This window comes from Paenibacillus nasutitermitis, from assembly GCF_014641075.1.
GTDB classification, from domain to species: domain Bacteria; phylum Bacillota; class Bacilli; order Paenibacillales; family Paenibacillaceae; genus Paenibacillus_Z; species Paenibacillus_Z nasutitermitis.
Map to the genome: position 1 here is coordinate 142,476 of NZ_BMHP01000009.1, position 12,568 is coordinate 155,043.

The window sequence follows — 12,568 nt, forward strand, 5'->3', positions numbered from 1 at the left end:
CCGGGCAGCTCCCGGCCTTCAGGCATTGCCAATAGATGAAGAAAGGGACAGCCCCGGGCCATTATTGTGGCCATGAGGGACTGTCCCTTTTTCTCACCTATTCCTGTTACCTATGCCTTCCAGTCCTGCGGGTGGTTGTCCTTCACATAATCCACGGCAGCGGCATTGGCAATAACCTGATCGGCATCCTTGCAGCCGGGAATAACCGTTGTAACGGCCGGGTTATCCAGACACCAGGCCAGAGCCCATGAGGCCATATTCACATGGGAAGGCACCTCATGCTTGCGGATTTCCTCCACTTCGCGGAGCAGCCGGTCGCGATTGTCCGCATCATGCCTGTTGCGCACATCGTTATCGGCAAAGGAAGCTCCCGCTTTGTATTTGCCGCTCAAGTAGCCGCTGGCAAGCGGAACGCGGGCGAGTACGCCCAGATCCTGTTCGATGCAGGAAGGAAATACTTCTTCTTCCGGCGCTCGATCGAGACGGTTATAGACGACCTGAATGGCGCTTGCGCCGACTTGGGCTGCCCGGGAAGTCTGGTGAATATTTTTGTTGCTGCCGATTGAGATACCAAGATGGCGGATTTTCCCCGCCTGTACCTGTTTATCCAGCAGTGTCCATAACTGGTCGTTGTCAAATTTATCATCCGGTCCGGAATGGAATTGATAAAGGTCAATATAATCCGTTTGCAGGGAGCGCAGCGATTCCTCCAGCTGCTTCAGCATGTCATCGGGCGACCATTTCTCGTCCCTGTTGAAATTGTGGTTGAAATGATGACCGAATTTTGTGGCAACAGTCCAGTCTTCCCGCCGGTTGTTGGCCAGATACTGCCCAATAAACCGCTCAGATGTATGATCGCCGTAACATTCTGCGGTATCGATCAGGTTGATCCCGACCTCGCCTGCTTTGTCGAGAATGGAATTGGCCTCATTCTGGTCATAAGTCCGGCCCCATTCGCCTCCGAATTGCCATGTGCCTACGCCAACGACGGATACGCGCAAATCTGTCTTGCCCAGTCTTCTGTATTTCATCGTGCATCTCCTCCTTATTAATGAAAGAACGGCCTGTAATCGAAAAACATACAGCTGGACAGCCTATCGTTATTCTAGACTTTGGAAAGGAAATAGGCAAGGCGCGCAACAGCCATCCGCTTGCAGGCCGTCCGCCACCTGCTAATGCCGCACCGCGCATGGTGAGCTGACGCGCGGTGCGGAGCCTTTGCGGAAATTACCGATGTTTCCCCGGCCAGCGGAGGCGTTGTACATGGGTAAGCATGGTGTCGAATACGAGGCTCCATTGCCGTTCATTCAACCGGCATACAGGGAGGTTGCGGTCTACGCCGAGGCGTGCGGCCAGATGTTTGAGCTGCGGCGGTGTGAAGATGCCGTTCAGCGTATCGTAAATCGACCTGTCCGGATGTTTCAGGCCATATTCGGCCAGCGCCGCGAACCGGCCGGTAAGATGGACCGGGAGAAGCGGCTCCTGCTTCCGCTGAATCCGGAACATGACGGAATCCACATTTGGCGGCGGTGAAAAACACCCGCGCGGTACGGCTTTTACCATCTCCATCTCATACCACATCCGCCAAACCAGCAGTCGCGGACTGCGGATCGTCCGCGAGGTGAAACCTTTTGCAGCGCCTTTCTCCATAATTAGCACGGCCCGCTGCAGCAAGCTGTTCTGCGGCTGGAGCAGCAGCTGAAGAATGGACGTCGTGAGATAGAAGGGGATATTTGCGATAACCTGATAAGGTTCCCGTGGAAGCCGCATCTGCAGGATATCTTTTTCAATAACCGTAATGCTGGGCATAGCCTGCGATCTTCTGCGCAGCGTCTCTGCCAGACGGGGGTCATTCTCAACGGCCAGAATGCGGCAGGAATTCTCGGCCAGCAGCATGGTTATGGCGCCTGCTCCGGCTCCGATATCCACAACGATATCGGTTGGTTGTATGTTAGCAGCCCGGATCATATCCTTCACCACTTGTTTGTTTTGCAGGAAATGCTGCCCGTGGGCATGGAGAGCGGGTTTCTTTTGCAGCGCGCAGGGCTGCTGTTTGTGGCGTTTATTCATCTTCATCCTCCGTTACCAAGCAAAATAAAAACACAGGCAAGACTGCTGCCTGTGTGGAGGTAAACGGAAAATGAGGATGCGGAAAATGGGCGCAAGCCAATAAGCGGCCGAACCTTCCGTAAAGGGGGTCTATTAAGAATTCCATCCCTTCATTCCCGGTATCGGTCAGGGCGGGAATGCGAGGGGTTGGATAACCTTTTTATCGTCCAAGTTCAAAAAGAAAGATACCACCAGTATCCATTAAGATGTATTGCTGCTCGGAACATGAGCGCACGCAAGGCGTTATCCAAAACTTGGAGGGCGAAAGACGGTTCCATCGAAACCGGGCCTCGCCTTGCTCGAAGCATGCGCTGAAGTTATGGAGGCAGCTGTCATTCGATATGGACAGGACATTGACCTGACTTTGAACAATGACTGGCTGAAAAAAGGCAGACCACTTCCGAGTCCTCTGCACACAGGCAGAGCCTTTGGCGTATTCAATTAGCCGCGCAAGGTTCGAACTCGAAAGTAATGGTCTACCACACGTAACCCTCCGTTCCTCTGATAATAGTGATTAGCCTGTCATGCTTCTAGGGTGGACGGGCAGTCACCTGGCATGATCCGCATTAGCGGGACAGGAAAGGGCTCCCGTATTTCTCGAAATCAGCGGTTGTGCATTCCAGCGTAAGTCGTGTTCCCTCTTCTTCATAACTGGTTGACTGGACCCAGGCATGCTCGTTAAAGTAGGAGACGATCTGCCCCTGATCGAAAGGGATCAGAACTTCGCATTGTATATAATCCGTCAGGACACGGTCGCGGATGAGCTGGACAAGCTCGTCAATCCCCTTGTTCTGTTTCACGGAAAGATAAACGGACTTGGAGGTTCCGGCTGGATGCTCCCCGTCTGTCAGATCCGTTTTGTTGTATGCGTATATGACGGGGATATGATCGGCGCCCAGCGCTTTTAAGGTCTCCTCGGTCACGGCGATCTGCTCCGGATAAGCCGGATTCGAATAATCCACAACATGAATCAGCAGGTCTGCTTCGGCAACTTCCTCCAGCGTGGAACGAAATGCCTTGACCAGATGATGGGGAAGGCGGCTGACGAAGCCTACTGTATCGGTAAGCAGGAATGCCCGGTGATCCGGCAGTTCTATTCTTCTCACAGATGTTTCCAGTGTGGCGAACAGCATATTTTGGGCGAGCACCTGTTTATCTGCCTGCGGATTATAGCGCTGGAGCAGAGCATTCATCAGGCTGGATTTGCCTGTATTCGTGTATCCGACGAGACAGACGATCGGCAGTTCATTCTTCAGGCGCTGCTTGCGCTGCGTTTTGCGGCGGGAGACAAGCTTCGCAAGCTCCGTCTGAAGAGCGGTGATCCGCTCTTCAATGCTCCGGCGGTCCAGTTCCAGCTTGGTTTCGCCGGAGCCTCTGTTTTTGAGGCCCGAGCCGCCGCCCTGCCTGCCAAGCGATTCCCGGAGGCCGGTTAAACGCGGCAGCATATATTGCAGATGGGCGATTTCCACCTGCAGTTGCGCTTCCCGCGTCTTTGCCCGCTCTCCGAAAATATCCAGGATGAGCATTGTGCGGTCAATGACTCTGCGCGCAAGCGTCTTCTCCAGATTGCGGATCTGGGAAGGCGACAGCTCATCGTTGCAAATAACGACGGCGGACTCGTGCTGTTCCAGCAGAGCCGCCAGCTCCCCAAGCTTGCCGCTCCCCACATAATGAGCGGTGTTCAAGCGGGCTGCCTTCTGGCTCAGCTCGCCTACCACCTCTACGCCGCATGCGGCAGCCAGGCCGCGGAGTTCTTCCATTGCTGCTGCAAAATCCGTCCGATTCTGCAAATGAATGCCGACGATAACGGCTTGTTGTTTCGTTTGTTCCATCTTTTTCATCATCCTCCAAGTTAAAAAACATAATAAAAAACACAAGCATAACTGCCTGTGTTTTCAGTAAATTGGAAGAGAACTCCGGGATAAGCCTGCAGGGAAACGAATTTCCCCGCCTGATGGATTCCAGGTCTTCCATAGCTGTGAAGGGCTACTGTCCCGGACCGACCCGGAAGCAAGGCTGCAATTTCCTAACATCCTGCGCGGGCAGCCTCGGGGGGCTATTCCTTCACCTATGAAATTGTTTCTTTAAGGCAACCACAAAGCTTACGACACCGTAAGGGCAGTATCATCCGCTGCTTTGTTGATGTTCAAATAAAGGATACATTCATTCACGTACGCCAATAGTTGAACATACTGCGGGGAAAGGGCAAGCCGTCAACGAAACGTCAGACAGACTGGTCCTTCTGTACCGCAATAGGTTATGGGTTACCTGTAAAAAGACAGACCTATCCGGAGTTCTCTGCACACAGGCAGAGCTTTGGCACTATTCAATTACAGCTGCGCTCAAAGATCTAACTCGGATAAAATCTATCACACGTAACCCTCCGTTCCATATTAAGTAAACTGATTCTAACACAAGATTTCGATCTTGACAAATGGGGGACTGGCCCAAATGGGGTGTATAGCATGATTTTCGAGGGTAGATCAGGCTATAATGAACAAGCAGACATGCTAAAGGAACATACGGCGTTACGATAATAGGACCAAGGGAGGCAGCGGAAAATGGATTTAGGATTAAACGGCAAAGTTGCACTTGTTGCGGCATCTAGCAAAGGGCTTGGCAAAGCCTGCGCCATGGAGCTTGCGCGAGAAGGCGCATATGTGATGATCACCGGCCGCAAAGAAGCGGAGTTGCAGAAAGCCAAGCAGGAAATGGACCAGCTTGCAGGAAAAGTAGAGTATCTGGTGTGCGATATTACCAAGAGCGGGGATATCTCTTATGCAGTGGAAACGACCGTGAAACGATTCGGCAAAATCGATATTCTGATTAACAATGCGGGCGGGCCGCCGCCAGGGAGCGTCGAGACCCTGACGGACGAGCAGTGGTACAAATCATTTGAATTGAATCTGCTCAGCTATATCCGCTTTATCCGGGAGGTTCTTCCGTATATGAAGGAGCAGAAGAGCGGCAGAATCATTAATTTGGCGTCCTCTTCCGTCAAACAGCCGATTCCTGGCCTGCTCTTGTCCAATACGTTCCGGACGGGAATCGTCGGTCTGGCCAAAACGTTATCCCAGGAGCTGGCACCTTATAATATATTGGTCAACACCGTATCGCCCGGCAGGATTGCCACTGACCGGATCAAGGAATTGGACGGAAACCGCGCGGAGAAGACGGGGAAGACCATTGAACAAGTGGCGGAAGAAGCTCATAAGGGCATTCCGCTGGGAAGAGACGGTGATGTGGAGGAATTCGGGCGTACGGTTACATTTCTTGCCTCATCCGCTTCCTCCTATACAACCGGTGTATCTCTGCTGATCGATGGCGGAATGGTCAAAGGCATTTAATACTCTCAAATGGGGCCGGGCGGGGCGAACATATACCGCACGGCCTTATCTTCTTCCGGTGCCGAGGGGCGCCACCATGGCAACCGGTCGCTTCTTCCTCATTTTGCAACGCCTCTAAACTGCTGCAAAGCCGCTCGCTCTATCCTCTCCCTCTTTTTCGCAGCTGCCACAACGCCCGCAAACCGCCCATTCCACCATGATTTCTCATTTCACTGACTATTCGGGTGACCGCAAGCTGCACGAAATCTGTTCCTTTCCTCTTTTGACTACAGCCACAACCCATGGAAGCCCCATTCTCCACTATGCTCCCTCATTTCATGGACTGTGCGAGTAGCTCGCAAGCCGCATTCCACCATACATCCTCATTTCCCTGCATCCACTTGCACGCTCATTCATTTCGAACCTGACCTCATCGCCCCCGGAATCCGCATAATTCGCACGCTCATTCTTTTCCGCAGCCCATCAAGCGTACTCGCAGGTGATCACTCCACCTTCTTCCCTCTTTCTTTCGTTGGGACGCCTCTTCCAATCACGCTTCTCCGCCTTCTTGTGAATGCCTCTCACCCTCCGGGGCGGGCCCACACTCTGGATCATCTCTGATCCCTTAACCCTTCGGCTCTTGAATCTTGCGTTCTATTTTTTGGCTTTTGTCTTAACGGTTTCCGCGTGTTTTTCGGCGTTCTTCTGCTTCCTTTTGAGCCCCGCGGCCACCTCATTCCGTTGAATTCCATGATCTGATTTTGTATTTATTATGCTAAAATTACATCTTCGCCATTTCGTTGTTTAGTATTATAAAATATTAATTATATGCAAAAATATATTTTCGTTGTGATGCCGAATCTCCCTGAATTACTCATTAATACGCTTAATAATAGGTATTTTAGATGATAAAATTAGATGGTAGTATCGTTCATTATATGCAATTATATATTTGATATCGTTGAAATATTTTTATCTATAAACACACAAAATACTGATGTTGAAAATATGCCGGTTGAAAAATCCTGACGAAAGGATATGGCGCCTGGGGCGTCGAAATAGTCAAGGAAAGCTTAAGGAGGTGACAATGATGGGAGAGAACAAAACGCATCGTATAATTGTCCACTTTAACGGCGGAGACAAGCTTGTAGTCGGCACGAACGACGTGGAAGAAACGATTGCCCAAATCAAAGGGCAAACCGGGGGCTGGCTGGAGCTCGATGGCAAAATCATTTATCTGAATAATATTACGTATGTTGAAAGCGACGAGCAGCGTGACCGCTCGGTAATGGGTTTTGCTTTATAAGCAGCCGGCCGAAGTCTTCATGAGTGCAGCATCTACTAAAGACACCTTTGCGGTGTCTTTTTTTGCCTATAGAGAATCCGTCGTGTTTTATCCTGTAAATATTCCTGAAAAAAAGGATTGACCCTGCCATTGATGGCAGGGTTTATAATGGGGATCAGCAGGTCGTATCCAAGGAGGTGCATGCTTGAAAATAGGGGAGCTGTCGAAGGCCACCGGCGCGAGCATCCGATCCATCCGGTATTATGAGCAGCAAGGCCTGATGGCGCCTGCAAGGATGGAGAACGGATACCGGGTATATAATCGTCTGGCTGTCGAACAGGTGCAGACGATACGGCTGTATCTCTCGCTCGGGCTCAGCACGGAGCAGGTCGCTGGTTTCCTGAACTGCGTCATGCTCAACAAAGAAGCGTTCTGCCAGGAGGTGCTGCCTGTTTATAAGGAGAAGCTGGCGGATATCGACCGGCAAATCGAACAGTTGTCCTCGATTCGCCAAAACCTGGTGGAGCGGATCGCATCCATTCACACAGAAAACCATGGAGGTGCCGCAGATGGGTCTGCAGAAGATAAATAAAACAGAATATGAGGATTTAATGAGTGAGAAAGGAGTCGTGGCTATAGAGTTTGGGGCGGTATGGTGCCCGCCCTGCAAAAGGCTGCTTCCTATACTGGATGAATTGGCAGAAGACTATGGCTCCTCGGCTTCTATCGTCCAGGTCGATTGTGAAGAATCCCCGGAGCTTGCCTCCTCCTTTGGTATTATGGGCATGCCGACGGTTATCGTTTTTCGTGACGGCCAGCCTGTTGATAAGCTGGTAGGGCTTCGTCCGGGCGCAGCATACAAGAGCATTATCGACCGGCTGCTTGAGGAGGAAGCGGCGGAAGTTTGATGAAATCGCCGTATGATTGGTGCAATCGCAGGGCAGTTCAGGAAGTAAAAACCAGATTGGAATTGATGGCGATATCTGTTAATATAACGTTAAGGCCTCCTTATCCGGAGGCCTCTACGTATAGGGAGGTATAAACATGCAAAGGCGATTCGATTGTGCTGTATATAAGGTGCTTCATAGAGGAGGAGAAATCTACTATGAGCCATAGTCTGCTGCACCAGGATGTGAAACTGCAGCTCGTCAGCCAGCTCGTCTATTTTGATGAAGAAAAAACGCGGTTCCTGGACCACTACTTCCCTGACCATGGCAGGGAGCGAAATAAAGTGGAGCAGGTTCTATTTGTTTATTCTTCCGTTTTGGAGAAAATTGTTAATGATTTCAACGAAACAACCCTGCATTCATCTGTTATAATCGGAAGCCGGGTGAAACTGCGTTATCTTGATGATGATTATGAGGAAAGCTATACGATCGTATTTCCACAGCAGACGGATGCCGGACAGAATCGGATATCTTTTCTTTCACCGATCGGGATGCAGCTCCTGATGACAAAGAAGGGCGAGACCTATGGATTAATTGTCCCATCTGGAGAAATTAAAGTGAAGATTGAAGAGGTTGCTTACGACAACTGTGGGCAAATTTGATTTTTAGATGAAAGGAGGGCATGGGAAATGATACAAGTAAAGGAATTCGTGGATTCGGATAATTCCTACGCTGAGAATAAAGCCAATCAATTTTTGGCGGGGCTGCAGGAGGATCAGGTTATCAATGTTTGTTACGCTTCCGTGGTGAAGTCATCCCCGTCGCGATCCGAGAGTCAGCGCAGCACGATTCTGGTCGTTTACAGAACAGAAAATCGAAAGGGTGTCTAAGCAATGAGAGAAATTAAGCCTCCTCCTGGCAATCGGAAGGAAGAGGCGGCTGCGAGCGATGCGTCAAAGCTGTTAATCTGTTCGAATAAACGCTGTACAAGCTGGAGGAAAATGGACGGCTTGCAAGGAGACCGGCCTCTGTGTCCGCTGTGCGGCGCAGCCATGGTTCCAGGCGGAGTATTGGATCTGGAGGCTGCAACGGATCGTAAATACAAACGGTTTTTTCTGTTTTTATCGGCAGTTTCCACCGTTTGTCTTGCGGCATTGGCTATTGTTTTTTTGTTTCACCTGATGTTGAGATGAATATCTTTCATGCGGGATGCCTGATGGGGGGTGTCCCTTTTTTTGTTGCGGAGGTATATAGTATAAAAGATAGTAAGCTCTATAGATAACGTGCGGATAGGAGAGGGAGCATGTCCATTGAAGAACTGCGGGAAGATGAACTGATCAGGCGGTTGAAGGGGAGGGCGGGTCCTGATGCTGTACTGTTTCACACCGTATTTTGCGGAACATGCAAGCTCGCGGAACGGATGCTGGATATTGTACAGACTGCAGGGACGGCCGTCCCTATTCATAAAGTGAATATCAATTATGCTCCTGGTTTGCGCGATGAATGGAAAATATCAAGTGTTCCATGTTTGGTGCTTTTGAACGGGGGGAAGCCGGTACGCTTTGAATATACGATGAGGTCCGTCGACTATTTATATGGTCTGCTCAAGGAGCTGGAAGCAAGCAGTCCGGCGCAGGAGGATTAATTCGGAGATCCGCCGTGGGAAGGAACATGGGGGAAGGTAATCGAATACAGACTGTGGGTAATATATAGAAGTATGCCAGTCTGGCGTTGAATAATATGGAGGTGACGGTAATGAGAGAGACAATTATGGAAGGCAATGGTTTTGTGGTGCGGGAAGACGGGGAGGCGGTAGCGGAAATTACATTCGTCCCGAGCGGAGAAGATGCGCTTGTCATTGATCATACTTATGTATCCGAGGCGCTGCGCGGGCAGAAGATCGCGGAGGATTTGGTGAAGCGCGTCGTGGAGTATGCCCGGGAAACGAATAAACAAATTATTCCTGCCTGCTCTTATGCGCTTGCGCAGTTCAGAAGGCATAAAGAATATCAGGATATCTGGAAGCAATAAGCTTCAAGGGAGTGTGGGGACACGGGCTGGAAGGGGTCTTTCCCAATCGAGCCGCTGCCGTTCTGGGCTACTGGGATGAACTGTCGCGGATTGCCGGGCGTGTCCAGGCGGTGACGGAAACAAGGGCAGTGCTCCCGCTGCATCGCCTATACCAGCTTGGCCGTCTTCCGCAGCTTGCGCTAAGACGGCCATTGCTGCTTCCTGGCTTGCTGGCGATGGATCGCAAATCCACAAATAGACTTTTTTGCCGAATGTTCAGGAAAGGATATCCGCTGTAAAATCAGAAGCATTCTAACAGGAAAAGAGGTGCCGAAAATGGAACAGACAGCTCAGGGAGCGGCGCAATGGATGGTCGATGAAATCAAATTTAAAGGGATGCTCCGCCAGGAGGAAGCGATCGAATATGTCCGGTCTCATTTTGGCGGGGAGCATGTTTTTGTGAATGAGCAAGGCAACGCTTCGCTCTCCAAGGATGTGAAAAAAGCCTTCCGCAAGCTGCATGGCGGCAAGGTTGCCTGGGACCGGGACGGCTTTTTCTGGGCCTGGACTTAAAGCAAATGGCTGGCCTATGGTAAAAGACAGGAGGTTGGAGTTGAACAGGTATGTCATTCAAATGATTGCCAGTGCGGCGTGTATTCTGATACCGGTATTCGGTGTTTTATATGGGTTATGGGACAGCAGCCGGCCTAAAACAGGGCCGGTAGGTGATGGGAATACATCTCCTTCGCTCATCCAGTTGATTCCTTTAATTTCCACATTTATTATGGGAACCATAAATTTTCCTATTGCTATTATCCGCTACAAAAAACATAAACAAATGTCAGACGATCAATAAAAAATTAGAGTTGTTGTAAAAATGAACCCTGCGGCAGCGGGCGAAAGCGCCGGGGCTTCTTTTTTTGCTTTGAAAAGGACAGGAGAGGGTATTGGGGTCATATAAGATGATTTTCGAAAGGATTGTTATGAACCAGTATGCCTATCGATTTCAGAACAATTGGCTGCTTGCCAAAGGCTCGGACAAGGTCTGGGATTTAATCAGCAATTTTCAGGATGACAGCGGCTGGCCAGGCGTTACGGTGCGGAAGATCTGCGATGGACGCCAGTCAGACGGGGTTGGCCGGGAATACAAGTCGCTTTTCCGGACCAAGCTTCTATACAAACTTTCCTTCCATGCTGTTGTGGTGAGCAGCAGCCCGCCTTCGCGTCTGGAGATGAAGGTGAGCGGACAACTGGAAGGAAGAGCGGTCTGGACGTTGTCGCCGCAGATGGGAGGGACAAGCCTGACCTTCCTCTGGGAAGTAAATACAAATGCACGGTGGATGGCTCTGCTGTCTCCTTTGCTTCGCCCTCTGTTTATTTGGAACCATGATCAGATGATGAAAGAAGGGCAGCGTGCCTTGTCGGCGCGTATCGGTGCGCCTGTCGTTTAACGGCAACGGTGACAACGGTTCTTCAGCCGTCTGGACAAGGTCGGCCCGCAAGCTGTGAGATTTGGCTGAATAAGACCCGGTTTGTTCTTAGGATTTGTGGTAAAATAATGATTCGGCAACACGCGATTAATTCTCCATACAGGGAGATCGAAGGAGCAGTACATAGATGGCGAAGCAGAAATTTTATGTCGTTTGGGCTGGCAGGAAACCGGGCATATACACAAGCTGGACAGAGTGCCAGCAACAAATTAACGGATTTACAGATGCCAAATACAAGTCCTATGAGACTAGAGCATCGGCTGAAGATGCTTACAGAGCAGGTTGGAAGAAACATTGGGGGCAGGGCAAAACGTCCGGAGCCGGCAAGTCCCCATCCTCCGCATCGAAGGCAGCTTACAGCGGGGAAGAGATTGATTATAACAGCATTTCGGTAGATGTGGGAACCAGTGGCAATCCCGGCCCGGTCGAATACAAAGGGGTGGACACGCAAACGGGCGAGGTGATTTTCTCCTATGGACCGATCAAGAGGGGGACCAATAACCTGGGAGAGTTTCTGGCCATTGTTCACGGCTTGGCATATCTGCAGAAGCTTGGCAGCAGGAAGGTAGTCTACAGCGACTCCGTCAATGCGATTAAATGGGTGAAGCAGAAGGCTGTTTCCTCGACGCTGGCCCGGGATGAGTCCACGAAGGAGATCTGGACGCTTGTGGACAGGGCGGTCGAATGGCTCAAGACTAATTCCTATGAGAACAAGGTAGTCAAGTGGCAGACGAAGCAATGGGGTGAAATAAAAGCGGATTACGGGCGAAAATAGAAAAGGTCAAATATGAGCTTTTCCTCATTTGTTGTATCAAATTGTGATATAATGTGAGTATCTATGCAATTTGATCATCACTTAGAGAGGTTGCCGGTAAATGAATGGATTTGAAGACCACAATCTGAAAGTGAAGCGCACCTTTAACGCAACAAGCAATGAAGAGGTGCTGACTCTTACGGAAGCGGGCAATACGTTGGGACTTTCCAAGGACCAGATGAAAGTCTATGTCGATAAAAACAAGCTGACCAAGGTTCCGATAATGAGGAGCGTTCACAGGTATCTTCTCCTGAAAAGCGAAATAGATGAAATTGTTGGTAACGGCTGATTGCCGCCTGAATGTGATGCAGCGGCAAGGCGGAAGATATAGAATAAGGGCACCTTTCCAGGTGTCTTTTTGTTATTAAAGGGTTGCGTCGCGGTGACTGTAAAAGTTGTGTATGCATACACCGCGAATATCTTACTGATCGCCACGTCGAAACGGACGAATTTAGGATGAAGAAGAGCTAATAAATTGAATGACTCCAATCGAAATCAATAGAAGTACAAACACAATTATAAAACCTAGTACAAACCGTATAATGTTAGATGCTTGCGATTTATGCTGAAGTTTATTCTCGACAATTGTCAATCGCTCTTTAAGTTCTTTTATTTCTTTATCGTTTTCCATTAGTATCCTTATCCCC

Annotated in this window: 18 protein-coding genes; 15 read left to right on the forward strand and 3 right to left on the reverse strand. The window is 50.0% G+C overall.

What is annotated here, in order from left to right:
- Positions 1 to 110 precede the first annotated feature (110 nt).
- The 3 genes from IEY46_RS32500 to hflX form a co-directional block, all read right to left on the reverse strand.
- Entirely contained in the window at positions 111 to 1,031 is a 921-nt protein-coding gene (locus tag IEY46_RS32500) for an aldo/keto reductase (RefSeq protein WP_188999412.1), read from the reverse strand.
- Between the two features lie 196 nt (positions 1,032 to 1,227).
- Positions 1,228 to 2,070 (reverse strand): 23S ribosomal RNA methyltransferase Erm, encoded by an 843-nt coding sequence (gene erm, locus IEY46_RS32505; protein ID WP_188999416.1) that lies wholly within the window; start codon positions 2,068 to 2,070, stop codon positions 1,228 to 1,230.
- 605 nt (positions 2,071 to 2,675) lie between these two features.
- Entirely contained in the window at positions 2,676 to 3,941 is a 1,266-nt protein-coding gene (gene hflX, locus IEY46_RS32510) for a GTPase HflX (RefSeq protein WP_188999419.1), read from the reverse strand.
- Positions 3,942 to 4,670: 729 nt separating this feature from the next.
- Here hflX and IEY46_RS32515 point away from each other — a divergent pair.
- The 15 genes from IEY46_RS32515 to IEY46_RS32585 all read left to right on the forward strand — a co-directional run bounded on the left by IEY46_RS32515 (position 4,671) and on the right by IEY46_RS32585 (position 12,210).
- Complete coding sequence (locus tag IEY46_RS32515; protein ID WP_188999421.1) at positions 4,671 to 5,456, forward strand: SDR family oxidoreductase; 786 nt, start codon at positions 4,671 to 4,673, stop codon at positions 5,454 to 5,456.
- A 1,069-nt stretch (positions 5,457 to 6,525) separates the two neighbouring features.
- A complete protein-coding gene (locus IEY46_RS32520; protein WP_188999424.1) occupies positions 6,526 to 6,741 on the forward strand; it encodes a hypothetical protein in 216 nt (71 codons plus the stop codon).
- A gap of 184 nt (positions 6,742 to 6,925) precedes the next feature.
- The gene (locus IEY46_RS32525) at positions 6,926 to 7,312 is read left to right on the forward strand and encodes a MerR family transcriptional regulator (protein WP_188999427.1); all 387 of its coding nucleotides are present in this window, start codon (positions 6,926 to 6,928) and stop codon (positions 7,310 to 7,312) included.
- A gap of 19 nt (positions 7,313 to 7,331) precedes the next feature.
- On the forward strand, positions 7,332 to 7,628 hold the full coding sequence (locus IEY46_RS32530; protein WP_229750702.1) for a thioredoxin family protein: 297 nt from the start codon (positions 7,332 to 7,334) through the stop codon (positions 7,626 to 7,628).
- Positions 7,629 to 7,825: 197 nt separating this feature from the next.
- Positions 7,826 to 8,269 carry a GreA/GreB family elongation factor gene (locus tag IEY46_RS32535; RefSeq protein ID WP_188999431.1) on the forward strand — a complete coding sequence of 148 codons (444 nt, stop codon included), beginning with the start codon at positions 7,826 to 7,828 and terminating at the stop codon, positions 8,267 to 8,269.
- Between the two features lie 27 nt (positions 8,270 to 8,296).
- The gene (locus IEY46_RS32540) at positions 8,297 to 8,497 is read left to right on the forward strand and encodes a sporulation protein Cse60 (RefSeq protein WP_188999433.1); all 201 of its coding nucleotides are present in this window, start codon (positions 8,297 to 8,299) and stop codon (positions 8,495 to 8,497) included.
- Positions 8,498 to 8,500: 3 nt separating this feature from the next.
- Entirely contained in the window at positions 8,501 to 8,800 is a 300-nt protein-coding gene (locus tag IEY46_RS32545; RefSeq protein WP_188999436.1) for a cold-inducible protein YdjO-related protein, read from the forward strand.
- A gap of 110 nt (positions 8,801 to 8,910) precedes the next feature.
- Positions 8,911 to 9,252, forward strand: coding sequence for a thioredoxin family protein (locus IEY46_RS32550; protein ID WP_188999439.1), 342 nt, complete (start codon positions 8,911 to 8,913; stop codon positions 9,250 to 9,252).
- A 95-nt stretch (positions 9,253 to 9,347) separates the two neighbouring features.
- On the forward strand, positions 9,348 to 9,638 hold the full coding sequence (locus IEY46_RS32555) for a GNAT family N-acetyltransferase (RefSeq protein WP_505814155.1): 291 nt from the start codon (positions 9,348 to 9,350) through the stop codon (positions 9,636 to 9,638).
- A gap of 11 nt (positions 9,639 to 9,649) precedes the next feature.
- On the forward strand, positions 9,650 to 9,916 hold the full coding sequence (locus IEY46_RS32560; protein ID WP_188999444.1) for a hypothetical protein: 267 nt from the start codon (positions 9,650 to 9,652) through the stop codon (positions 9,914 to 9,916).
- Between the two features lie 37 nt (positions 9,917 to 9,953).
- Complete coding sequence (locus IEY46_RS32565) at positions 9,954 to 10,190, forward strand: DUF6953 family protein (protein WP_188999447.1); 237 nt, start codon at positions 9,954 to 9,956, stop codon at positions 10,188 to 10,190.
- A gap of 40 nt (positions 10,191 to 10,230) precedes the next feature.
- Positions 10,231 to 10,473, forward strand: a complete 243-nt coding sequence (locus IEY46_RS32570) for a hypothetical protein (RefSeq protein ID WP_188999450.1) — start codon at positions 10,231 to 10,233, stop codon at positions 10,471 to 10,473.
- A 106-nt stretch (positions 10,474 to 10,579) separates the two neighbouring features.
- The gene (locus IEY46_RS32575) at positions 10,580 to 11,068 is read left to right on the forward strand and encodes an SRPBCC family protein (protein WP_188999453.1); all 489 of its coding nucleotides are present in this window, start codon (positions 10,580 to 10,582) and stop codon (positions 11,066 to 11,068) included.
- A gap of 166 nt (positions 11,069 to 11,234) precedes the next feature.
- Positions 11,235 to 11,882, forward strand: a complete 648-nt coding sequence (rnhA, locus tag IEY46_RS32580; RefSeq protein ID WP_188999455.1) for a ribonuclease H — start codon at positions 11,235 to 11,237, stop codon at positions 11,880 to 11,882.
- 100 nt (positions 11,883 to 11,982) lie between these two features.
- On the forward strand, positions 11,983 to 12,210 hold the full coding sequence (locus IEY46_RS32585; RefSeq protein ID WP_188999458.1) for a DNA-binding protein: 228 nt from the start codon (positions 11,983 to 11,985) through the stop codon (positions 12,208 to 12,210).
- Positions 12,211 to 12,568 lie beyond the last annotated feature (358 nt).

Bases quoted from the DNA above. Each gene is read 5' to 3' on its own strand.
- IEY46_RS32500 (WP_188999412.1), bottom strand. From the start codon at position 1,031: ATGAAATACAGAAGACTGGGCAAGACAGATTTGCGCGTATCCGTCGTT.
- erm (WP_188999416.1), bottom strand. From the start codon at position 2,070: ATGAATAAACGCCACAAACAGCAGCCCTGCGCGCTGCAAAAGAAACCC.
- IEY46_RS32515 (WP_188999421.1), top strand. From the start codon at position 4,671: ATGGATTTAGGATTAAACGGCAAAGTTGCACTTGTTGCGGCATCTAGC.
- hflX (WP_188999419.1), bottom strand. From the start codon at position 3,941: ATGGAACAAACGAAACAACAAGCCGTTATCGTCGGCATTCATTTGCAG.
- IEY46_RS32530 (WP_229750702.1), top strand. From the start codon at position 7,332: ATGAGTGAGAAAGGAGTCGTGGCTATAGAGTTTGGGGCGGTATGGTGC.
- IEY46_RS32555 (WP_505814155.1), top strand. From the start codon at position 9,348: ATGGAGGTGACGGTAATGAGAGAGACAATTATGGAAGGCAATGGTTTT.
- IEY46_RS32540 (WP_188999433.1), top strand. From the start codon at position 8,297: ATGATACAAGTAAAGGAATTCGTGGATTCGGATAATTCCTACGCTGAG.
- IEY46_RS32545 (WP_188999436.1), top strand. From the start codon at position 8,501: ATGAGAGAAATTAAGCCTCCTCCTGGCAATCGGAAGGAAGAGGCGGCT.
- rnhA (WP_188999455.1), top strand. From the start codon at position 11,235: ATGGCGAAGCAGAAATTTTATGTCGTTTGGGCTGGCAGGAAACCGGGC.
- IEY46_RS32520 (WP_188999424.1), top strand. From the start codon at position 6,526: ATGGGAGAGAACAAAACGCATCGTATAATTGTCCACTTTAACGGCGGA.
- IEY46_RS32585 (WP_188999458.1), top strand. From the start codon at position 11,983: ATGAATGGATTTGAAGACCACAATCTGAAAGTGAAGCGCACCTTTAAC.
- IEY46_RS32575 (WP_188999453.1), top strand. From the start codon at position 10,580: ATGATTTTCGAAAGGATTGTTATGAACCAGTATGCCTATCGATTTCAG.
- IEY46_RS32550 (WP_188999439.1), top strand. From the start codon at position 8,911: ATGTCCATTGAAGAACTGCGGGAAGATGAACTGATCAGGCGGTTGAAG.
- IEY46_RS32535 (WP_188999431.1), top strand. From the start codon at position 7,826: ATGAGCCATAGTCTGCTGCACCAGGATGTGAAACTGCAGCTCGTCAGC.
- IEY46_RS32565 (WP_188999447.1), top strand. From the start codon at position 9,954: ATGGAACAGACAGCTCAGGGAGCGGCGCAATGGATGGTCGATGAAATC.